We start from the raw sequence: 22,857 nt of genomic DNA on the forward strand, positions 1-22,857 counted from the left end.
AACATGTTTAATATATTCATGAAAAGGCCGGTGTTCGCTATTGTGATCTCCCTTTTCATTATTTTCCTGGGGGTACTGGCCATCAATACGCTGCCTACCTCCCAGTTCCCTTCCATTGCGCCACCCAGGGTAATTGTTAGTGTGGCGTACCCCGGCGCCAGCGCAGACGTGCTGGTACAGTCCGTTCTCATTCCCATGGAAAAGGCGGTGAACGGTGTTCCGGGCATGAAGTACATGACGTCTGACGCTACCAGCGCGGGGGAAGCCAACATTCAGGTGGTTTTCGACCTGGGTACAGACCCTAACCAGGCGGTGGTGAACGTAAAGAACCGCATTGAACAGGTAACCAGCAGGCTCCCGCCACTGGTGCAGCGGGAGGGCATTGTGGTAAATATCCTGCAGCCCAACATGCTGATGTACGTGAATGTATACAGTACAGACGCGAAAGCGGATGAAAATTTCCTCTACAACTATGCCAACATCAACATACTGCAGGAGCTGAGGCGGGTGAAAGGAATAGGCAGCGCACAGATCCTGGGCAGCAGGCAATACGCCATGCGCATCTGGCTGAAGCCAGACAGGATGAGGGCCTACAACGTTTCAACAGATGAAGTGATGGAGGCCCTCAGCAACCAGAGCATTATAGGCTCGCCGGGCAGGCTGGGCAGAAGTGACGGCAAACGCTCTGAAGCGCTGGAATACGTATTGACGTACCAGGGCAGGTATAACAAACCGGAACAGTACAAAGACGTGATCATCCGCGCTAATTCAGATGGAGAGATACTTTACCTGAAAGACATAGCAGACGTAGAATTTGGGAGCGAGTTTTACGACATCTATTCCAACCTCAACAACCATCCCTCCGCGGCCATTGTGCTGAAACAAACCTACGGCAGCAATGCCAGCGAAGTGATCAAAAGCATCAAGGCCAAGCTGGAAGAGATCAAAGGCAGCTCTTTTCCACCGGGCATGGATTACGAGATCAGCTATGACGTGTCCAGCTTCCTGAACGCCTCTATTGACAAGGTGCTGCATACATTGGGAGAGGCTTTTGTGTTGGTGGCCATTGTGGTATTCCTCTTCCTGGGAGACTGGCGCTCTACGCTTATCCCAACGCTGGCGGTGCCGGTTTCACTGGTAGGCGCGTTCTTTTTCATGCAGTTGTTCGGCCTTACCATCAATCTCATCACCCTCTTTGCGCTGGTGCTTGCCATCGGTATTGTGGTAGATAACGCCATTGTGGTGATAGAGGCCGTGCATGCCAAAATGGAAGAAGAGCATCTTTCCCCGTACCAGGCTACCTATAAGGTAATACATGAAATAGCCGGCGCTATTGTGGCTATCACCTTTGTGATGGCCGCGGTGTTCATTCCGGTGGCCTTCATGTCTGGCCCAGTGGGCATCTTCTACCGGCAGTTCTCCATTACCATGGCCACTGCCATTATACTGTCCGGCCTTGTAGCGCTTACGCTCACGCCGGTGCTTTGCGCCATGATCCTGAAAAACCCGCATGGGAAGCCGAAAAAGAAATCTCCGGTAGACCGGTTTATGGACGGCTTTAATAACGTATTCGGGAAACTGACCGGCAAATACGAGCGCCTGCTGAGAATGATCGTGAACAGGAGAGTGGTTACGTTTGGCATACTGCTGGCGTTCTGTGCCGGCATTGCGGGCATATTCAAAGACCTGCCTTCCGGTTTTATACCCAATGAAGACCAGGGTATGATCTATGCCATCATCCAGACCCCGCCGGGCTCTACGCTGGAGCGTACCAATGACCTGGCGCGGAAGCTGCAGGAAATTGCGGAACATGTGGAAGGCATCCGGTCTGTTTCGGCGCTGGCGGGTTATGAAGTGTTGACAGAAGGGCGCGGCTCCAACGCCGGTACCTGTCTTATCAACCTGAAAGACTGGTCTGAGCGGAAACATTCTGTCAACGAGATCATCCGGGAGCTGGAAGAAAAAGCGCATGAAATTCCCGGCGCCACCATAGAATTTTTCGGCCCGCCGGCGGTGCCCGGCTATGGCGCGGCGGGTGGTTTTGCCTTACGCCTGCTAGATAAAACCAATAATGACGATTACCGGGAACTGGAAAAAGTGAATGACCAGTTTATGGCAGCGCTGGAAAAACGCAAGGAGCTTACCGGCCTGTTCACCTTCTTCAGTGCCAACTATCCGCAGTACGAGCTGGAGATAGACAACAAGGCAGCTATGCAGAAAGGCGTTTCCATCGGCAAGGCCATGGATAACCTGTCTATCCTGATAGGCAGCACCTACGAGCTGGGCTTTGTACGGTTCGGCACTTCTCTCAAGGTATACGTGCAGGCCTCCCCGGAATACCGGCGGCTGCCGGATGACCTGATGAAACTTTATGTGAAGAATGACCGGGATGAAATGGTGCCCTATTCGGCATTTATGAGCATTAAAAAGTCACACGGCCTGAACGAGATCACCCGTTACAACATGTACACCTCATCAGCCATCAGGGGCGAGCCCGCACCGGGTTACAGCAGCGGAGAGGCCACCAGGGTTATCCAGGAAGTAGCGGCCCAAACCTTGCCCCGTGGCTATGACATAGACTGGGAGGGACTTTCCAAAGACGAGACGGAGCGTGGCAACGAAGCGCTGTACATCTTCCTGGTGGTACTGGCATTTGTGTACCTGATACTCGCTGCGCAATATGAAAGCTTCTGGCTGCCGCTGGCGGTGTTGCTATCCTTGCCGGCGGGCGTGTTCGGATCATTCCTGCTGGTGAAAGTGATGGGGCTGGCCAATGATATTTATGCCCAGGTGGGATTGGTAATGCTGGTTGGTTTGCTGGGTAAGAATGCCGTGTTGATCGTGGAATTTGCCGTGCAGCAGCACCGCGCCGGCAAGTCTTTATTTGAAGCAGCCGTAGAAGGCGCCAGGGTGCGCTTTCGCCCCATACTCATGACGTCCCTGGCCTTTATTGCCGGCCTCGTTCCGCTGGTATTTGCCACCGGACCGGGCGCTATCGGCAACCGTACTATTGGCGCGGCTTCAGCCGGAGGCATGCTGATAGGTACGGTTTGCGGTGTGATAGTGATTCCCGGGCTGTACTACATATTCGGTGGCCTGGCATCCAGGCGGAAGCTGATCAGGGACGAAGATGAGAATCCATTAACAGAAGAAATCGATCATAATGTTTAAAAGCAATTTATACAGGTACATCATCATTGGCTGCATCTGCATGACCTATGCAGCCTGCAAAATACCCACGCTGGTGGGAAGGGCGGAAAACAAAGCGGTGCCGGCGCAGTACGGCAGTTCCGCGGATAGCCTGAACGCGGCGCATGTACGGTGGAAGGAGTTTTTTGCCGACCCCTACCTGGCAGCCATCATAGATACCGCTTTAGAGCACAACCAGGAGCTGAACATTGCCCTGCAGGAAATTGAAATGGCCCGCAACGAGGCCAGGGCCAGCAAAGGAGAATATCTGCCTTTTGTTGGTTTGAAAGGCGGTGCGGGTGTGGAAAAGGTAGGCCGGTATACCAGCCAGGGCGCCAATGACGCCAATACAGACATCAAGCCTGGAAAGGAAATGCCGGAGCCGCTGGCAGACTACATGATCGGGGCCTACGCTACCTGGGAGGTGGATGTGTGGCATAAGTTGCGGAACGCCCGGAAGGCGGCGGTAACCCGATACCTGTCTAGCATTGAGGGCAGGAATTTTTTGATGACCAACCTCATTGCCGAAATCGCCAATTCCTATTATGAATTACTGGCGCTTGACAATCAGCTGAACATTGTAAAACAAAATATAGAGATACAGAACAACGCGCTGGAGATAGTGAAACTGCAGAAAGATGCTACCCGCGTTACAGAATTGGCAGTACGCAAGTTTGAAGCGGAGGTGTTGCATACCAGAAGCCTTCAGTATGATATTTTGCAGAAGATAACGGAAACCGAAAACCGTATTAACTTCCTGGCAGGCCGCTACCCCGCGCCTGTTCCCAGAAAAGGCGGGCAGTTCGGGAGCAACATGCCCGGCGCCATTCATGCCGGTCTTCCTTCCCAGCTGCTGGCTAACCGTCCTGATATAAAGCGGGCGGAGCTGGAGCTGGCTGCGGCCAGGCTGGACGTGCAAGTGGCCAGGGCCCGGTTTTACCCGTCACTGGGTATTTCCGCTTCTATTGGTTACCGTGCGTTTAACCCGGCATACCTCATAAAAACACCTGAATCCCTGTTGTATTCGCTAACCGGAGACCTGGTAGCGCCGCTGATCAACAGGAATGCCATCAAGGCGGCTTACAGCAATGCCAACGCAAAGCAGATGCAGGCGGTTTACAACTATGAGCGCACCGTTCTGAACGCGTATGTGGAAGTGGCCAACCAATTGTCAAAGATCGGCAACCTGGCAAAGCGTTATGACCTGAAAGCGCAACAGGTAGCAGCGCTGACGCAATCCATCACTATTTCGAACGACCTGTTCAGATCAGCCCGTGCAGATTATATGGAGGTGCTGATGACCCAGCGTGATGCGCTGGAATCGAAATTTGAGCTGATTGAAACGCAGAAGGAACAAATGGGCGCCATGGTGCAGATCTACCGGGCGCTGGGAGGAGGATGGAATTAACTCACCGCAGCTGAATGAGCATGCCCGTGAGGCAGCCGGCGGAAGGGAGCTCCTTTCCGCCGGTTTATTTTGCAGATCATATACGCTATGTGACATCTTGATAAGAAGCAGGAAGATGCCTGTATGAAATTACCCAGATTCACTATCTTGGGAGTAAATATCCCTTACCATGAAAAGAGCATTTGCAACCTATGCTGTCACTGCCATTGCGGCATTGAGCCTTTCTTCCTGCGCTACTATTTTTTCCGGCACCAAACACACCTTTGTTCTCAATACCAAACCTGAAGACGCCAAGGTAACCGTAACAGATAAAAAGGGAAAGGAGGTTTTCTCCGGTCAAACGCCTGCGCAGGTACGCCTGAAATCCGGAGCTGGTTATTTCTCGCCTGCGCGTTACGTGATCACGTTCAGCAAACCGGGGTATGCAGACCAAACCGTGCCGGTTGATTTCAAGATCAGCGGCTGGTATTTTGGCAACATCTTTATTGGCGGCGCTTTGGGCATGTTGATAGTAGATCCGCTTACAGGTGGTATGTGGACGGTGGGCAATTCTGCCAAGAACATTTACCGGCCTCTTCGGCCGCAGGGTGTAGCACTGGAGATCATAGACATCCGTGATCTAAACGAAGAACAGCGGCAGCAGTTAGTGAAGGTTAAATAAGACTGGCAAGGGGTTGAATGTACCCTGTTCTCCACAACCTGTAGAAAAATTCCCATTATTCCACCGCCGGCAGCAACAGTAATGGAACAGATGAATTGTAAGCCAGCTTTTTTGAAATGCTCTTGTGGAATAAGGCAGAGAAGCCGCCGTGTTTTTTGGGAACAGCCATGATCAGTGAAGCCTGGCGCTCATCAGAAAATGTGAGTATGCCCTCTACTACATCGTTCCTGCTGATGTAACCGAAGGTGGGCTCGTATTTTTCCAGCAGCCGGTGCAGGTCTGTAATGGCTTCAAAGGTTTCGGGGTCATATTTCTCCTGGGTTTCGGGCATTACGTTCACAACGTATAGGCGGGCGCCGAACGCGTCCAGGAAAGCATATAGGCGGCTGAGAGACACCTGGGTAACTTCTTCCAGGTCTGTTGCAAAAACAACTGTTTTCATCGGCCGCCCTACCAGCGCGTTTTGCGGTACAACCAGCACCGGCATTTCGCTGCTCTTCAGTATTTGCGCCGTCATGCTGCCTACCAGCAGTTTCTCGAGGTTGGATTTACCGGAAACACCCATCACCACAGCTACTATTTCCTCCTGCCGGTATCGTTCGTTGAGCCTCTCTCCCAAAACAGCTTCCTCCGCTACCAGCTCAATTTCCAAGGAGGTGCCTGCCAGGGCCTTCAGCCTGTCATGCAGCAACCCCAGGGATTGCATGCTTTCGATGTAGACTTCCTGGCTGTCTTGCACAACAGGTATTTCCGTACCTCCTACAATGGTCTGGTAAGCATGATAGAGGATGAGCCGCCTTACCTGTAGTGAGGCTGCAATGCCGCAGGCATATTCCGCAGCGCGGAAGGCAGCTTCTGAAAAGTCTGTGAGTATCAGCAGTGATTTCATCAGAAAAGAACGCGGAAAAATTGTGCCAGCCTGTTTGCAGGTCTGGATTTTGAGAGGAAAAGGGCGGATGGAACAACCGTTATCATTACTGCACCGCTACTGGCAGGCGGCCAACTATCTTGCCGCCGCTCAGATCTATCTCAGGGCCAATCCGCTGCTGCGGGAGCCTTTGCGGCCGGAGCATATCAGGCCCCGCCTGATGGGGCATTGGGGGACCTGCCCCGGTCTGAACCTCGTTTATGCGCACCTGAACCGGCTGATCAGCAATACCGGCGCAGATGTGCTGTTTATTGCAGGGCCGGGACACGGTGCGCCGGCGGTTCTGGCTAACGTATACCTGGAAGGTACATACGGTGATATGTATCCGTCGTTTACGGCAGATGAAAAAGGAATGGCCCTGCTGTGCAGGCAGTTTTCCGCACCAGGCGGCATACCCACGCACGTAAACGCCGCAACACCCGGCGCTATTCATGAAGGTGGAGAGCTGGGCTACTGCCTGATGCATGCTGCCGGCGCTGTATTTGACAACCCCCACCTGCTGGCCGTGTGTGTGGTAGGAGATGGAGAGGCGGAGACAGCGCCGCTGGAAGGCAGCTGGAAATATACCCGCTTTCTTAACCCAAAGAAAGATGGTGCGGTATTACCTGTTCTTCACCTCAATGGCTATAAGATATCCAGCGCCACTGTACCTGCGAGGTTGAATAAAAAGGATCTTGCAGCGCTACTCGAAGGTTACGGTTATGCTGTTCATTTTGTGGAAGGTGATGATCCCTTAACTATTCACACGCCGCTGGCGGAAGCTTTTGACGGCGCGTATGCTGCCATCAGGAATATACAGGCGGCCGCCCGCAATGGAGAGGAGTATCTTCATCTGCGCTGGCCGCTGATTGTATTGGATACGCCCAAAGGATGGACGGGGCCGGAAAAATGGAAGGATACACAAATAGAAGGTACGTTTCACGCTCACCAGGTACCCTTGATGCGCGTAAAGGAAGACCCGGAACAGTTGCAGGTTTTGGAGGAATGGCTGCGCAGCTATCAGCCTGAAACATTGTTTGACCGCAATGGTACCCTGCTGCCGGAGTTATATGCACTTGTTCCCGCCCGTAGCAAAAGAATGGGAAACAACCGGCACGCCAACGGAGGGGACTTATGGAAGGAGCTTCGCTTGCCGGGGGCGCACAACTACGCCCTGAGCGTGCCCCAGCCCGGCAGGGAGGTGGCGGAAAATACCCGGCAGCTTGAGAAGTACGTCAGGGACGTGTTCCGGCTGAACAGTGATACGGAAAATTTCAGGATGTTTTGCCCTGACGAAATGGAATCCAACCGGATGGAAGCAGTTTTTGAAGCTACCGGTCGCGCTTACACCGGGCGTATACGGCCGGAGGACGAGCATTTGTCTCACCAAGGAAGAGTAATGGAGGTACTGAGCGAGCACCTCTGCCAGGGCTGGATGGAAGGGTACCTGTTAACCGGCAGGCACGGGCTGTTTGCCTGTTATGAAGCTTTTGTGGTGATCATAGATTCCATGTTCAATCAATACGCGAAATGGCTGAAGAACAGCATGGAAACAGGCTGGCGAAAGCCCCTTGCATCTTTTAACTACCTGCTTACTTCACACACCTGGCGGCAGGACCATAACGGCTACAGCCACCAGGGGCCGGGCTTTATAGACACCGTTGTCAACAAAAAAAGCGAGGTGATCCGCATTTACTTCCCCCCTGATGCCAATTGCCTGCTGAACATAATGGAGCACTGCCTGGCCAGCAGGGACTATATTAACCTGGTGGTGGCCGGCAAACAACCCCAACTGCAGTGGCTTGATATGGAAGAAGCACGGGTACATTGCGACGCCGGCGCCTCTCAATGGCATTGGGCCGGTAATACAGACGGTGAGCCAGACGTAGTACTGGCGGGTTGCGGAGATGTTCCTACGCTGGAAGTAGTGGCCGCTGCCTGGCTGTTGCGGAAACATGTCCCCCAGCTGAAAGTGCGGGTAGTGAATGTGGTGGACCTGATGTCCCTCTCGCCTCCGGAGCAGCACCCTCACGGAATGGAGAATACGCCGTTCAATGACCTGTTCACGTCCGCAGCGCCGGTTATTTTTGCTTTTCATGGTTATGTGCGCATCATTCATGACCTGATACATGGCCGCTCCGAACCTGAACGCTTCCATGTAAGGGGCTTTATGGAAGAAGGCACTACCACTACACCTTTTGACATGGTGGTGCTGAATGAGATCAGCCGCTACCACCTGGCCATGGAAGCCATCCGCAGACGCGGCTACGGCCCGGAACATACCGCCGTGCGTTTGTTTGAGCAGAAATTGCAGGAGCATTATCAATATATCAGGGAGCACATGGAAGATATGCCGGAGGTCAGGGAATGGCGGTGGGAGGCGGTTTGAACTCCGCGTACGGTGGTACTTTCGTGAGCATACCGCATATTGACGCCATCGGCAAAGTACTGGCAGTGGATGCACTATCTATTGCAGCAGCTCATTAAACTTCGCATAAGCAATATTGTTAGCCGCAAAACCGAATGTTCCCTTGTTCCTGATCTCTTCCGCCGCATGCAGGAAACCGCTGTAGGCAGCCCGCACCAGGGACGAGCCAAGGCTTACGCGCTTGACGCCAAGCGCTGCCAGCTCCTCCAGTGTGAAAACACCAGGCCCCAGTCCCATCACCACATTCACCGGTTTGGGCGCTACGGCCTTTACCACAGCTGCTATTTCTTCACGGGTTTTCAGGCCAGGGGCAAATAACACATCAGCGCCCGCTTCTGCATAGGCAGCCAGGCGGCGGATGGTGTCTTGCAGGTCTGGCCGCCCATAGATAAGGTTTTCTGCGCGTGCGGTAAAGGTAAACGGCTGTGGCAGACTGTGGGCAGCAAGCGCAGCGGCGCGTACCCTCTCCACCGCCAGTTCAAAGGGGTAGATAGGATCATCCGGCCGACCGGTGGCATCTTCAATAGAACCACCAGCAAGCCCTGCCATACCCGCTTGTACAATCGTTTCCGCACAGCTCTCCGGCTTGTCTCCATACCCGTTCTCCAGGTCCGCGGAAACCGGCAGGGCGGTGGCGGCAATAATGTCCTGTACGTTTTTCAGCGTTTCTTCCCGTGTAATGGCGCCCTGCCCGTCTGGCTTGCCGAGTGAAAAAGCGAGGCCGGCGCTGGTGGTGGCCAGGGCTTCAAAACCAAGACTTGCTAATATTTTGGCGGAGCCGGCATCCCAGGGGTTGGGAGCTACAAAAATACCGGGCCGCTCATGGAGCGCCCTGAAAGCAACGGCGCGTTGGTATGCAGGTGTTTCCATGACAGAAAGTTACTGAATCAGTACGGGGCAGAAAAAACAAATTGTTTCCGCTGGAAAGAAACACGGCGTATTCCTGCCGAATGTTCAATTGATTGAAATACAAGTCGTTAATATCTGCATATAAAAACCTCTAGCATGCCAGTGATACATTTCACCGGTAATTCAGCACATTTTGACCGGCATTTGCAATAGCGTGGTGCAGTAGTTTTAGGATGATAAAAACTGTTTTTCAACCAAAACCTATTCTATGTTATTGAATGCTACCTTGAAACCTGTATGCAGGGGGCTTTGTGCCATCCTGCTATGGCTGCTCGCCACGTTACCCGCACTGGCCGCCGCGCCTCCCTCCGGTTACTTCAACATGATAGCCCGCAACGTTTGGGAACTGACGCAAATACCCAATATTGCCACGGAGACCGGCCGGATTAAGACCTCGCTGCAAGTGGCCGATTTTGAGCCGGTGGGCCTGAGAGCTACGGCCAATACAGCGCTGACCGTATATGTGGAGCAACTGAGCGGCACCGGCCTGCCCAAACTGATCATGGGTACCTATGACCGGCAGACAGTAGCTACCTATGACCTGGTGGCGGGTGTGAACACCATCACCAATGTAAATGGCGGAGACCTTTACTTGCAGTATTCATCCGCCACGCCCTCCGATAATAATAAGGTAAGGGTCACTTTCCAGGGCGGTTACCAGCAAATGCCGCTCTATATATTAGGCTCCACCACACACCAGCAGTGGCTGGATATGCTGGATGCCGACAGCCTTTCGCCCAATGCTACCCTGGTGTCTGACAGGGTCTTTATTGTAGTGTCCCGCATCAAGGCAGACGCTTTCCGGAACGAGAACCAGGACACCCTGCTCACGCTTATGGACAGGGTGATGCAGGCAGAAGGTGATATCAGCGGGCTGGACAACAGTTCCCCGCTGCATGCGCCCATTGTAAAAAACAAACTGATGCTGCTGGAAAAGGCGAGCGGTAACCCGGATGCCACTTCCCTGGGCAGGGTACGCATCCCTACCGGCAGCATTAACTGGATATTGTCTCCCTCCTATATTCTTGACAGCGGAGGCTGGGGCGTGTTTCACGAAATAGGCCACCATCATCAGCATTGGGCCTGGACTTGGTCTACCTGCATTGAGGTGTGTGTGAACATCTATTCCCTGGCGGCCAAACGGGCCATTCATCCTGGCCAGCAAGGCATGAGCACGGGTGACTGGAACACGGTGATGAACTACCTGGCCCTGCCGCAGGCCTCTAAAAATTTCAATGCCTCCAGCGTGTCGCTGTTTACGCGGCTGGGTATGTTCCACCAGTTGTGGCTGGCTTATGGTGATGCATTTTATCATACCCTGCATAAACGTGTAAGGGAAGAAGCGCCCGCCCCCAGCGGGGATGCAGCTGAAATGCGTTTGTTCATGCTCTACGCCTGCCAGATCAGCGGGGAAAATCTGGGGCAGTTTTTCCGTAATTGGGGCCTCAACGTGAACCAGTCTGTTTACGATGAAATTGATGCGCTGGGCTACCCATCGCCGGCTATTGAACCCTCCACCCTGCGGGAAGACCTGGTAGCCACCATTACCTCTCCCGCTAATGGTGCTGTATTTGCTGCCGGTTCAGACATTCCGCTCACCGCTACCGCGTTTGGCCCCCGCGCTGTAACGAAGGTGGAATTTTTTGAAGGCAGCAACAAACTGGGTGAAGATACCTCCGCCCCTTATACCTTCCAGTGGACGGGCGTACAGCCAGGTGCCTATGCCGTCATGGCCAGGGTTACCGCGCAAAACGGTACCACGGTAACCTCCGCAGCGGTGAACGTTACCATGGAAGCGATCTCTGTTACTGCGCCCGTAGAAAACACCGCATTTGCCGCAGGCACGGCCGTTAATATTACGGCCAGCACCGGCGGAGGCGGAAGCGCTGTCAGCAAGGTGGAGTTTTATGCAGACAGTGTCAAGATAGGTGAAGCGGCCGCTGCGCCTTATTCCTTCTCCTGGCAGAACGCCGCGCCGGGCGTACATACGCTGACCGCCCGCGCCCTTTATCAGAATGGGGATACGGCCAGCTCTACCGGCGTGGGCATAGTAATAGGCGGCGCCTTTCCTGTTGCGGATGCTTATGTGCGGGATGGCGGCAGCGCTGGCACCAATTTTGGCAATGCCACCTCCATAGTGGTGAAAAAAGACGGCAATAACGGCTACAGCAGGATATCTTACCTGAAGTTTGACTTGAGCGGCCTCACCAACCCGGGCATTACCAAACTTCGTTTGTCTATTATCGGTGCAGGGTCCAGCGTAACAGGTACGCAGTGGCAGGTCTGGAAGTGTGATAATGACAGCTGGACGGAAACCGGCATCAACTGGAATAACAAGCCCGCCACCACCACACTGCTGGCCAGTTTGCCCGGCAAACGCAGTGGCGTGGCGGAATGGGACATCAGCGCGCAGGTGGCCGAAGAAGCGGCCGGAGACAAAACGCTTACCCTGGCCATTGTTTCCTCCGTGTCTGGCCAGACCAATGATGCCACTTTCCACTCCAGGGAGGCCGCAGAAGCCATATTGAGGCCGGTGTTGCTGGTAGACAACTATCCGGGCATCACCCTCATCCAACCCGCTAACGGAGATACATTAACAGAGCATCAGCCGCTTTCTGTAAAAGCAGATGCGGGAGATGACCGGCAGGTAGACAGTGTAACGTTCTACATGAACGGCCAGCAAAAAGCTGTGGTGACCACTGCACCATATGAATGGAATTGGGCAGATGCCGCACCCGGTACGTATGGCTTGCGCGCCAGGGTAACAGACAGTGCGCAGCTCAGCACATGGTCAGATTCTGTAACTGTGGTTGTAGTAAAAGATACCATTGCCCCCCTTGTGACCGCTCCACCAGCTATTACCGCCTTTACAGAGGCCGGTGCGCCGGAGATGCCGGTCAGCATTGGCCAGGCCACGGCTACAGACAATGGCAGCGTAGCCACCATTACGCATAATGCCCCCGCGTTGTTCCCCCTGGGCCTTACTACTGTAACCTGGACGGCTACAGACCGCAGCGGTAATACTGCCACCGCTACACAGGCAATAACGGTGCAGCATCCCAAAAGCACTTTTGGCCCGCTCACCATTTTTGCCGGTACAGCAAACGGGAATGATAACACCCGGCGTGTAGACTTTATGGCCAGGTTGTACCTGAACGGCGCATTGGTAAGTACCGGTACTTTGCTGAATCAGCCTATATCTGGCAATGGCCTGGGCAACTGCCAAAAATTCCTTTTGCCGCTGAATGCAGACAGCATCACCTACACGGCCGCTGATGTGCTGCAACTGAAAATACTGGTACGGTGCGCAGGCGGCAATGGTAGTTTCAGTATCAAATGCTGGTATAATGAAGATTCTGTGAACGCGGCATCAAAAGGGTTTAGCCGTTTTGTAAAATATACACCCACACAACCGGCCGGTACCTTCTTCTATCTGGGCCGGCAAATGGAGTTGAGTACATCGTCCGAAACAGGAGAAGCAGAAAGGATTATTTGCCTTGCGGGGGCAGATTTCCGGGAAGTAGGCACCTGGTCTACCGTGCCTGATGCCGGGCCTGCCGGTGCCGCCGTAACTATCAGTCGCATGCCGGGGCACCCGTACACCACAATGCCGGCGGAGTTCAGCATCAAGGCTTATCCCAACCCCAGTGCGCATGAATTTACGCTTACAGTGCAAAGTGAAAGCAGTAAAGTTATTCACGTAAAGGTGATGGACGTGGCCGGCAGACTGGTGAAACAATTATACACCACCTCCGGGCAGTTGCTCCGGTTCGGACAAGACCTCAAGGCCGGAATTTATTTTGTAGAAGTGCAGCAGGCAGAAAAACGGGAAGTAGTGAAGCTGATAAAACAGTAGAGAGAATGTGATATACCAAGGGGGATGGGGCTTTGCTTCATCCCCCTTGCCGTTGAACGTCCGTTTCGGGGAAGCTGCCCGGTTTCGAAAAGTGCATTTCACCGAAAACCGGTTAATACCGGTGCCTGATAGCGGACAACGGGCCTTTAAACCGGCTACAAAGTAGTAAAAGTGACCGGCAACAGCTTCAAAATTGCAGGTTTCTGACAAGCCATAGGAGCCTTGCCTGCTAAAAATTCCGAAGGGCTTCACCAGGAAACTGGTGGGCCTTTTGTAGTATATAGATAATGCAATTAAAATAATACATTGCAGGCTGTTATGATCAGCAAAAAAAATATATCCGGATGGGTTATAACAGGGGCCATGCCGCTGCTGTTTTCTTGCGGTATGTTTAATCAGTCAGCGCCGCTGCGGCAATGTTATGTGAAAGACAGCCTGAAAGTGGTGTTGCGCGGGAAAGATGCAACAGGTGGCGAACTCTATATTTACAGGAATGGGCAACAAATACATGCAGAAGGCTTGCAGCCTTATGCTGCCATCATCGGTCATATTGATAAAGACACAATTCACTTGTATTATTTCCAGGGGAAAGAGGACGTCCTAAAGGAAGGGCGCACCCATGCAGGCGGCAACATATGGCTGAAGTGGGAGCTTCGCCCACGCCGGGAAATGGCTACGGCAAGCACAATAGAGGCCGCGAAGTTCGACTTCGCGAAGAACCGGCTGGAGGTACAGTCAGCCGGGGCAGATGTCAGGCTTTCTTTTCCGCTGAATAATATTCTGCTGGAGCAAAACAGGGTAGTGGCGGTTGCCCACGGGCCGCTTAAGAGCACCGTCCGGGAAATCCGGTTGCCGGAAGATGGATTGAAAATATTTGTAAAGAAGTTTGAAAAATATGGCGATGAAGGGGTAACGAAAGAAAAATAGCGCCCGGCCACTGCACGGTTTTTACTGGGAAATCCTCTTAATTATTTTAATATCAATAAGTTAACCCGTTTCTGCATCTCCCTTCTGACTTTTTTATATGTTATACATAATACAATCAGATTATTTTCCCTACCTTTATTATGTTATACATAATACAACCAAAATTCGTCCCGTATGAAATTCGCTAGATTACAAGGCTTATTATTACTGGTATGCCTGTTGGTATCCGGCTCTGCCTGGTCACAGGCACTAAAGGTCTCAGGCAAGGTAGTGTCTGATGATGACAGCCAGCCGCTTATTGGAGTGAACGTGGTGATAAAAGCCACTAAAAAAGGAGTGCAGACCAATGCCAACGGCCAGTTCTCCATTGATGCCAGCCCGGGAGAAGTGCTGGTGTTTTCCTACATCGGTTTTGAACAGCAGGAAATTACTGTAGGAAGCAGCAACACCGTAAATATCCGCCTGAAAGCGGGTGCGTCCAAAATGGATGAAGTGGTGATTACCGGCTATGGTACAGCCAAACGTTCCAAACTCACATCTTCTATTTCCAAGCTTGACAAAAAGATACTGGAAACGGGGATGCGCGCCAACCCGGCACAGGCCCTGGCCGGTACCATTCCGGGCCTGCGGGTGTCTACCACCTCCGGCCGCCCCGGCGCCCTGCCTAACATCATTCTGCGCGGCGGCACCAACTTTGACGGCAGCGGCAGTCCTTTAATTATGGTAGACGGGCAAATGCGTGGTTCTCTCAGCGACATTAACCCGGAAGACATTGAAAGCATGGAGGTATTGAAAGATGCCTCCGCCACGGCCATTTACGGCGCCCGCGCCAGCAATGGCGTGATCCTCATCACCACCAAACGTGGCAAGGAAGGGAGCTCGTCCATCTCCTTGAAGGCGCAAAGAGGTTTCAGTTACCTGAATGTTCCTTACAAATTTCTCAATGCGGAAGATTATATCACCTGGCAACGCCGGGCCGTAGTAGAGGCCATTAAAAACGGAACACTGGCGCCCAGTGCACTGGCGGCGGTAGGTCCCAGGGGTACCGGCAATCTTTATAAAGATGCGGCGGGCAATGTGCTGGACGGGAATTATGATTCCCGCGCAGTATGGAGCACCATGCGCCTTACAGATGCCAATCGTGAGCTGCTGGACATGAATGATGGCTGGAAGGTGATGAAAGACCCATTGCCCACCAACGCAGCAGGCGTTTACGATCCCAACGGCACACAAGCAGAGCTGATCTATAAGGATTTTAATTACGGAGACTATGCATTCAACTCCCCCGCCAGCTCGCAGGATTATAACATCGGCATGACGGGCGGTAACAACAAGGGACGGTATTATGCCAACATCGGTTACTTTGATGAAAAGGGGCTTCCGCTCAAAACCTTCTACCGCCGCATCAATTTTACCTTGAATGGTGACTACAAAATCAAAGACTGGCTCACCTCTGAAAGCAGCGTGCAATATACGGTAGCCAACTGGCGGGACCAGGCGCTTACCAACGGCGAAGGTAACTACTGGGGCCGCATGCTGTCTGCGCCGCCCACCATGCGCGGCACGAATGCTGCCGGAGAGCTGATACTAGGCAGAGACGCCAGTGATGGTAACCCGGTTATCAATATAGATAAATACATCCGTAAAAATCAGACGGACAAATTTACCTTCTCCCAGGCTTTCCGCTTTGATGCAGGCCATGGCCTCAGCTTCAAGCTGGGCGGCATCCTGTATTACAACGAAGGCTTCAACGAGAGTTTCAACCGCGATTTCCGTACGGGCCTGCTCAGTTACACCAATCCCAATACCGGCTGGAACAGAACAAGGGCCAGCTCTGCTGCATTTGACAGGACCATCAATCAAACCTACAATGCCATAGCCAGTTACAAAAAGCAGTTTGCCGGCCGGCATAACATAGACGCCATGGCGGGGTTTGAATTTTTTGATGCGTACCAGAAAGGTGTTAGTGCCAGCGGCTCTCTGGCGCCCACTGATGATTTTATGGACCTTGGCCTGACACTCAACAATGCTACCACCCAAACGCGCGGCACGGATTCTTATCACTCCCGCGAGCGTATCATGTCAGGCTTCGGGCAATTGCTGTATGATTGGGACGGCAAATACCTGGCTTCTTTTACTATTCGCCACGACGGGTATTCCCGCCTAATTGGAGATAACCAGTACGGTACCTTTCCCGCTGCGTCTATAGGCTGGTTGGCCCATAATGAACGTTTCATGAGCCCGCTTAAAAACTGGCTCTCCTACCTGAAGCTGCGTGGCAGCTGGGGCATCAACGGCAACATCGGCATCGGTACCAACAACGCCATCGGCATTTATGAGCTGCAAGGCGCTTATGGTGCGCAAACGGCGTACAACGGTACCATCGGCTTCCTGCAAACCAGCGTGGCCAACCCTACACTGAAGTGGGAAAAATCTAATACAGTGGAAGTGGGTGCTGACATGGGTTTCTTCAATAACCGGCTCACCGCTTCGGCCGCGTATTACAACCGCCTCACTTCAGACAAGATCACCTTTGTGAACCTGCCTACTTCTGCGGGCGTAGCCAGCATCCGCACTAATAACGGCTCCCTGCGCAACAAGGGTGTGGAGCTGGAAGCGGCTTACAAGGTGGTGCAGAAAAAAGATTTCACCTGGCAGGTAGCGGCCAATGCGGCTTATAACCGTAACACCGTGGTGAAGCTGCCTTACAACGGCAACGAGAATAACCGCCAGGGAGGCCAGCAGGTATATGACCCAGCCAGCGGAAAGGTAATATGGGTAGGCGGTCTGCAGGAAGGCCAGGAGTGGGGCGCTATCTACGGTTTTGTGAGTGATGGCATCATCCGCAATGAGAAAGACCTGGCGGACTACAATAAAATTGACATGGCCGCTGGTGAAGTGCAGTTCGGGGCTTCAGCAGGTAAACGTGTAGCCAGCCAGAAGCTGATTACCGAAAGGGGGCTGACCAATTTTATCAGCACTAAACCGGGAGACATGATGTGGAAAGATATTGACCGTAACGATACTATAGATTACCGTGACATGGTGCAGATAGGCCGTGTACTGCCCCGCTGGACAGGCGGTTTCAATACCACCCTCACCTACAAGGGCCTCCGCCTCTTTGCCCGTTTTGACTTTGCTACCGGCCATAGCCAGCAGGACTTTATGCAAATGTGGGCACTGGGCAGCTTCCAGGGTGAGTTTAATGCTACCGAAATAGTGAAAGATACCTGGACGCCGGAAAACCCTGACGCCAAATACCCGCGCTATACCTGGGCAGACCAGTTGAACACTAAAAACTTTGACCGGCCCAGCAATATGTTCTACGTGAAATCCAACTACCTGGCCATCCGTGAAATATCGCTCAGTTACGGTATTCCGGCCCGCCTGCTGAAACCGCTCAGAATTTCAGCGCTCAACCTGAGCGTGAGCGGCCAGAACCTTGGCTACATCACCAACAGCATGATCAAGCTGCCGGAACGTACAGGCGAGCAAAACAGCGCCTACACCGTGCCCACGCAACTGATTTTTGCAGCAAACCTTACTTTTTGATAACGGCTTCTTAAAAATATTGACATGATAAAGTACAGATATTTATGCTGGATGCTGATAATGGCCATCTCCGCCACATCTTGCCACAAGTCACTGGAGCTGGCGCCGGAAGATTATTTCGGGGACGGCAACTTTTGGCAGAACGAGTCGCAGATCAGCAATTTTATGGTGGGCCTGCACAAGCAGCTGCGTGACAACCAGTTTATGTTTTACCGCCTGGGCGAAATGCGTGGCGGCAGTCTCAGCAATGTTGACGTACAGAATACTTCCCTCAATGAGCTGCCGGTGGTGGAACAGCGGCTGGAGGAAACCTCTGCCGGCGTCAGCAGTTGGGCAGGCCTCTACGGCCCCATTTTGCAGGTAAACCTGTTTATCCAGAAGGTGGAGCCGGTTACCTTCCTGACAGAAGAACGGAAGAACTTCTTGCTGGGCCAGGCCTATGCATTGCGCGCCTTCTATTATTTTCACCTGTTGCGTACCTATGGCGGGGTGCCACTGCGCCTGAGCGCTGAAGTGCTCAACGGGGTTACTGACCCGGTGGCCCTGCGGAAAGCAAGGGCTACAGAAGCGGAGGTGCTTGCGCAGGTGAAAAGCGATGTAGACAAGTCTCTGGCACTCTTTGGCGGCTCTGCCTCTGCAGACAAAAGCATGTTTACGCCCAACGCGGCGCGCATGCTGAAGGGCGAAATATACCTCTGGTCTGCCAAAATATACGGTACGGCGGCAGACCTTTCGGAAGCCAGGTCCGCTTTAACAGCTGTTACCGGCTACTCTTTGCTGCCAAAATTTGCGGATGTGTTTGCCTATGCCCAAAAGCGGAACAGCGAGATCATCCTGTCTTTAAACTTCCGGGTGGGTGAAGCGGAAATGAGCGGCGTATCCATGTTCACCTATTCCACTTTTAACTTCAACGGCCTGCATTACAAAGATTCCACAGTGAGCGCCGGCCCCGGCAACTTCCTCATAGACCCGTTGAAAATTGCTGATGTAAACTCGCAGCAGATCATACAGCGCTACCGTTACAAGTTTGAATTTTTCCAGTCTTTTGATGTGGCAGATACCCGCCGCAATGCTACTTTTTATGATTATTACCAGGTCAATACGTCCGTAACGCCCTACGTTACTACGGTGAGAAACACGGCGCTGGCGAAATTCCTGGGTACCATTGATGCCAATAAACGGTATTTTTCTGATGACTGGCCTTTGTACCGCGAGGCAGACCGTTTGCTGATGCTGGCGGAAATTGCGAATGCACAAGGTGAAGACCCGGCTCAGTACATAAAACAGATCAGGGACAGGGCGTACGGGGGCGCCGGTAAAGACCCCTCACCATTTGTGAACGGGAGCAAGGATGCCAATGAGCTGGCTATTTTTAACGAAAGGAGCAAGGAGTTTGTATTTGAAGGCAAACGCTGGTATGACCTGAGAAGGATGAAATACGGCACTGAGCCGCTCGTATACAAAAGCGCACAGCATCCGTACGGCGTGCTTGATAAAGGAACCAACGGCTACAAAATACTTTGGCCGGTGGAAACGGCCATCTGGACAAATGACCCGCTGGTGAACCAGACGCCGGGGTATATGACGGCCAAGCAGTAACCGGTACCCTGAAAATATCAGCCACACTGATTGGAAGTGCCCCTGGAAGCCTGGCTTCCAGGGGCACTTCGCTTTTTTTTAATATCCCTTTTTCAAGAACCTTCACCCCGCAAACAGCCTTTTTCATCACATTTCTTTCCGGCCGGGAAAGAGAATTGCGAGCTTTATAACGTGCAACCGCTGCGGTGCCTGTGGTAAACATTTTATGCTTTTCTTATGCTGAAATATTATTTCAGAACGGCCTGGAGAAACTTGATGCGAAGCAAGGCATATGCCGCGGTAAACATTACCGGGCTAACGCTGGGCATTGTGGCCTGCCTGGCTATTTTTATGATTACCCGCTTTGAGATGGGGTTTGATACTTTTCACCCTGCCAAAGAGCGCATTTACCGTGTGGTGGGCAGCCAGCAGGTGGCCGGAAATCTTTACCATCACGGTTATGTGCCCGGGCCGATGGTGGCGGGAGCTTACCAACCGCTCACCGGCATTGAAAAGGCCGCCGGTTTTTACAATTATTATGCAAAGGTAACCGTCCCCCGTTCCGACGGTGATGCGCTGCAATTTGACAGTCCTGCCAGGGAAGCCGCTTCCCCGGTTATCATTGCCCAGCCGGGATATTTTGAAATTTTCCAGTATGAATGGCTGGCCGGTAACCCCCGTACCGCCCTGCAGGCGCCTTTCTCAGTAGTGCTCACAGATAAAGAGGCGCGGCGTTACTTTGGTAGTGAAGCTCCCCGGCAGCTAACGGGCCGCCAGCTGATCTATAATGATTCGCTGCGCGTTACGGTAACGGGTATCGTAAAGGCCTGGCAAGGCCATACAGACCTCGCTTTCAGCAATTTTATCTCGTTTGCCACCATTGCCGGCAGTTTTTTGAAAGAGGAAACAGACCTGCATAACTGGCGCAACTGGAACTCTTATGCGCAGCTTTTTGTGAAGCTGGCACCCAACGTGCGTCCGGAACAGGTGGCAAGCCAGTTCCCGGCTTTGGTAAAAGAACATTTTGGGCCGGGAGAAGAGCACAATGTCAACCTGCAGCTGCAGCCGCTGCACAACCTGCATTTTAACAGTGTTTATGAAGATGCTTATATCCGCAAGGCTCACCAGCCTACCTTGCGCATATTGATGGCAGTTGCGCTGTTTATATTGGTGATTGCGGCTATTAATTATGCCAATCTCACCGCCGCGCAAGCGGTTAAAAAAGAAAGAAGCGCCGGTATCCGTAAAATTATGGGAAGTAGTCGCACGGGGCTGGCACTGCAGTTTTTTTGCGAAACAGCACTGGTAGTGCTGGCGGCCATTGTATTGTCTGCTTTGCTCGTTAGCCCGGTGCTGCGCCTGTTCGATGCCTTTTTGCCGGCAGGCATTCACCTGCGCCTTTTTAGTGTATCTACCTGGGCATTTTTTGCGGGAGCATTACTGTTCACGGTACTGCTGGCCGGTGCTTATCCGGCGTATATACTTTCATCTCCCCGGGCCGTGCAGGCGCTGGCCGGTGGCAGGGCACAGCGGCAGCAGTTCCGCGGCATACTGGGCAAATCACTCATTGCCGCGCAGTTCACCATTTCACTGGTGTTTGTAACGGCACTGCTGATAGTGGAAAAACAAGTGCATTATATGATGCATAAAGACCTTGGTTTTAAGGAGGAAGGAATTGTGACAGTGCCGCTGCCTGCCGGCTCAGCCGCTGCGGGTAGGTTGTTTGCAGAAAAAACAAGGCAACTGCCCGGTGTGGAGGCGGTGAGCCTTCACCGCGGCGCCCCGCTTTCTGCCCGGCATGGGAACACCAGCATTAAAAAGGCGGCTGGGGGCGAAGATGTGATGTCCGCATTCGAGTTTTGTGATGAGAACATGCTACCCCTATACGGCATACAGCTGGCTGCCGGCCGGAATCTCTTGCCGGGTGACACTATACGGGAATTTCTGATCAATGAGACCTGCGCCAAACGCCTTGGTTTTGCCATTCCGGCAGATGCAGTGGGCCAGCTGGTGCAAGTAGGCATTGGCGGCAAAACGGGCCCGGTGGCAGGTGTGGTGCGAGACTTCCATACTGCATCACTACATCAGCCCATAGCGCCCTTTTTTATGACCAGCAACGCCAACGCTGCACGTACGGTAGGCATCAGGCTGCACCATTCGGCTCTTTCGGATGTTCAACGGGCGTGGGACCAGGTATTCCCCGGTCAAAAATTCAGCTTTGCTTTTCTTGACGAGACCATTGCCGGCTATTATGATACAGAGCAAAGGACCAAACAACTCATCCGCTTTGCCATGCTCACGGCTATTATTATTTCCTGTATAGGGCTGTTTGGTATGGCTGCCCTCACCGCGGGCCACCGCACTAAAGAGATCGGCATTCGCAAGGTGTTGGGCGCCAGTGTGGGCAGCATTGCTGCCCGGTTCATGCTGGAGTTCCTGAAGCCCGTAATGGCCGCCATTATGCTGGGCTTGCCGCTGGCCTGGCTGGGCGCACGGCAATGGTTGCAGCATTTCCCGTTCAGAGTCAGCCTTGGACCGTCCATATGGCTGGCTGCGGCATTGGCAGGCATTGGCATTGCCATGCTCACGCTCTGTTTTCAAACCATGAGAACGGCAACCGCCAACCCGGTGAAGGCACTGCAAAGCGAAAGCTAGGCTGCCAGGAGCGTTTTATTTCCTTTGAAGCACATACTGACTGGGGCTCATCCCGAACTGCTTGATGAAGTTTTTGCCGAAGTGTGTCTGTGATTTGTAGCCCACCATCATGGCTACCTCGTAGATTTTATACTGCTGCGTGCTCAGCAGTTCAGCCGCTTTTTTCAGCCGGGTAACGTTGATCAGCTCATGGGGGGTAAGGTCTGATATGGCTTTGATTTTACGGTAGAGGCTCACCCGGCTCATGTTCACGGAGCGGGAGAGATGCTCTACGTCCAGTTCCGTATTCTCAATTTCCCGCAGTATGCAATTGTGGATGTTTTCAAGAAAGGCCTCATCTTCCCGCGTGTGTGCCATGGTATTGATATGTACCAGCGGGGTTTGCGCAAAGTACTCCCTTATTTTGTGGCGGTTCATCAGCAGGTTGGCCATCTGCACTTTGAGGTGCGCGGGTGAGAAGGGTTTTTCAATGTAAGCGTCCGCACCGGTTTCAAGCCCCTCTATTTTTGACTGCAGCGTGTTTTTGGCTGTGAGCAGAATAACGGGTATGTGGCTGATCTCAAACGTGGTTTTGATGCGCTTGCAAAGCTCAAAGCCGTCCATCACAGGCATCATGACATCGCTGATCACAAGATCTACGCTTTCTGTATGAAGAATGGAAATGGCCTCCTCCCCGTTTTCCGCGGTCAGAATAGCGTAGTCCGCCAGCAGAATGGAAGTTACAAATTCAACAATTTCCTCATTGTCGTCTACAAGCAAAATAGTAGGTTGCATAGCGTGGTTAAAT

The 22,857-nt window shown here is 52.8% G+C and carries 12 protein-coding genes; 9 read left to right on the forward strand and 3 right to left on the reverse strand.

Going from position 1 to position 22,857, the window contains the following annotated elements; genetic code table 11:
• Window positions 1-3 precede the first annotated feature (3 nt).
• The 3 genes from ABDW36_RS07365 (at window position 4) to ABDW36_RS07375 (ending at window position 5,258) form a co-directional block, all read left to right on the forward strand.
• Window positions 4-3,171: an efflux RND transporter permease subunit gene (locus ABDW36_RS07365; protein WP_343701235.1), complete on the forward strand. Its 3,168-nt coding sequence runs from the start codon at window positions 4-6 to the stop codon at window positions 3,169-3,171.
• On the forward strand, window positions 3,164-4,597 hold the full coding sequence (locus ABDW36_RS07370; protein WP_343701236.1) for an efflux transporter outer membrane subunit: 1,434 nt from the start codon (window positions 3,164-3,166) through the stop codon (window positions 4,595-4,597). Before ABDW36_RS07365 ends, ABDW36_RS07370 begins: the two co-directional genes overlap by 8 nt.
• Window positions 4,598-4,766: 169 nt before the next feature.
• The gene (locus ABDW36_RS07375; RefSeq protein WP_343701237.1) at window positions 4,767-5,258 is read left to right on the forward strand and encodes a hypothetical protein; all 492 of its coding nucleotides are present in this window, start codon (window positions 4,767-4,769) and stop codon (window positions 5,256-5,258) included.
• Window positions 5,259-5,313: 55 nt separating this feature from the next.
• Here the strand turns inward: ABDW36_RS07375 and ABDW36_RS07380 are convergent, their stop codons facing one another.
• Window positions 5,314-6,147 carry a universal stress protein gene (locus tag ABDW36_RS07380; RefSeq protein ID WP_343701238.1) on the reverse strand — a complete coding sequence of 278 codons (834 nt, stop codon included), beginning with the start codon at window positions 6,145-6,147 and terminating at the stop codon, window positions 5,314-5,316.
• A 67-nt stretch (window positions 6,148-6,214) separates the two neighbouring features.
• Between ABDW36_RS07380 and ABDW36_RS07385 the strand changes: the two genes are divergently transcribed.
• Window positions 6,215-8,554, forward strand: a complete 2,340-nt coding sequence (locus ABDW36_RS07385) for a phosphoketolase family protein (RefSeq protein WP_343701239.1) — start codon at window positions 6,215-6,217, stop codon at window positions 8,552-8,554.
• 78 nt (window positions 8,555-8,632) lie between these two features.
• Here ABDW36_RS07385 and ABDW36_RS07390 read toward each other — a convergent pair whose 3' ends face one another.
• Window positions 8,633-9,463, reverse strand: coding sequence for an isocitrate lyase/phosphoenolpyruvate mutase family protein (locus tag ABDW36_RS07390; protein ID WP_343701240.1), 831 nt, complete (start codon window positions 9,461-9,463; stop codon window positions 8,633-8,635).
• Window positions 9,464-9,710: 247 nt separating this feature from the next.
• Between ABDW36_RS07390 and ABDW36_RS07395 the strand changes: the two genes are divergently transcribed.
• The 5 genes from ABDW36_RS07395 to ABDW36_RS07415 all read left to right on the forward strand — a co-directional run bounded on the left by ABDW36_RS07395 (window position 9,711) and on the right by ABDW36_RS07415 (window position 22,070).
• Window positions 9,711-13,358, forward strand: a complete 3,648-nt coding sequence (locus tag ABDW36_RS07395; RefSeq protein ID WP_343701241.1) for a M60 family metallopeptidase — start codon at window positions 9,711-9,713, stop codon at window positions 13,356-13,358.
• Between the two features lie 318 nt (window positions 13,359-13,676).
• Window positions 13,677-14,285 (forward strand): hypothetical protein, encoded by a 609-nt coding sequence (locus ABDW36_RS07400; protein WP_343701242.1) that lies wholly within the window; start codon window positions 13,677-13,679, stop codon window positions 14,283-14,285.
• A gap of 174 nt (window positions 14,286-14,459) precedes the next feature.
• The gene (locus ABDW36_RS07405) at window positions 14,460-17,837 is read left to right on the forward strand and encodes a SusC/RagA family TonB-linked outer membrane protein (RefSeq protein ID WP_343701243.1); all 3,378 of its coding nucleotides are present in this window, start codon (window positions 14,460-14,462) and stop codon (window positions 17,835-17,837) included.
• Between the two features lie 24 nt (window positions 17,838-17,861).
• Window positions 17,862-19,436 (forward strand): RagB/SusD family nutrient uptake outer membrane protein, encoded by a 1,575-nt coding sequence (locus tag ABDW36_RS07410; RefSeq protein ID WP_343701244.1) that lies wholly within the window; start codon window positions 17,862-17,864, stop codon window positions 19,434-19,436.
• 216 nt (window positions 19,437-19,652) lie between these two features.
• On the forward strand, window positions 19,653-22,070 hold the full coding sequence (locus ABDW36_RS07415; RefSeq protein WP_343701245.1) for an ABC transporter permease: 2,418 nt from the start codon (window positions 19,653-19,655) through the stop codon (window positions 22,068-22,070).
• 15 nt (window positions 22,071-22,085) lie between these two features.
• Here ABDW36_RS07415 and ABDW36_RS07420 read toward each other — a convergent pair whose 3' ends face one another.
• Window positions 22,086-22,844 carry a response regulator gene (locus ABDW36_RS07420; protein WP_343701246.1) on the reverse strand — a complete coding sequence of 253 codons (759 nt, stop codon included), beginning with the start codon at window positions 22,842-22,844 and terminating at the stop codon, window positions 22,086-22,088.
• Window positions 22,845-22,857: the final 13 nt, after the last annotated feature.

Source organism: Chitinophaga sp. (genome assembly GCF_039596455.1).
Taxonomy (GTDB): domain Bacteria; phylum Bacteroidota; class Bacteroidia; order Chitinophagales; family Chitinophagaceae; genus Chitinophaga.

What these genes read in the sequence shown, in the direction of transcription:
- ABDW36_RS07365 (WP_343701235.1), top strand. Translation starts at nt 4, where the DNA reads ATGTTTAATATATTCATGAAAAGGCCGGTGTTCGCTATTGTGATCTCC.
- ABDW36_RS07370 (WP_343701236.1), top strand. Translation starts at nt 3,164, where the DNA reads ATGTTTAAAAGCAATTTATACAGGTACATCATCATTGGCTGCATCTGC.
- ABDW36_RS07375 (WP_343701237.1), top strand. Translation starts at nt 4,767, where the DNA reads ATGAAAAGAGCATTTGCAACCTATGCTGTCACTGCCATTGCGGCATTG.
- ABDW36_RS07380 (WP_343701238.1), bottom strand. Translation starts at nt 6,147, where the DNA reads ATGAAATCACTGCTGATACTCACAGACTTTTCAGAAGCTGCCTTCCGC.
- ABDW36_RS07385 (WP_343701239.1), top strand. Translation starts at nt 6,215, where the DNA reads ATGGAACAACCGTTATCATTACTGCACCGCTACTGGCAGGCGGCCAAC.
- ABDW36_RS07390 (WP_343701240.1), bottom strand. Translation starts at nt 9,463, where the DNA reads ATGGAAACACCTGCATACCAACGCGCCGTTGCTTTCAGGGCGCTCCAT.
- ABDW36_RS07395 (WP_343701241.1), top strand. Translation starts at nt 9,711, where the DNA reads ATGTTATTGAATGCTACCTTGAAACCTGTATGCAGGGGGCTTTGTGCC.
- ABDW36_RS07400 (WP_343701242.1), top strand. Translation starts at nt 13,677, where the DNA reads ATGATCAGCAAAAAAAATATATCCGGATGGGTTATAACAGGGGCCATG.
- ABDW36_RS07405 (WP_343701243.1), top strand. Translation starts at nt 14,460, where the DNA reads ATGAAATTCGCTAGATTACAAGGCTTATTATTACTGGTATGCCTGTTG.
- ABDW36_RS07410 (WP_343701244.1), top strand. Translation starts at nt 17,862, where the DNA reads ATGATAAAGTACAGATATTTATGCTGGATGCTGATAATGGCCATCTCC.
- ABDW36_RS07415 (WP_343701245.1), top strand. Translation starts at nt 19,653, where the DNA reads ATGCTGAAATATTATTTCAGAACGGCCTGGAGAAACTTGATGCGAAGC.
- ABDW36_RS07420 (WP_343701246.1), bottom strand. Translation starts at nt 22,844, where the DNA reads ATGCAACCTACTATTTTGCTTGTAGACGACAATGAGGAAATTGTTGAA.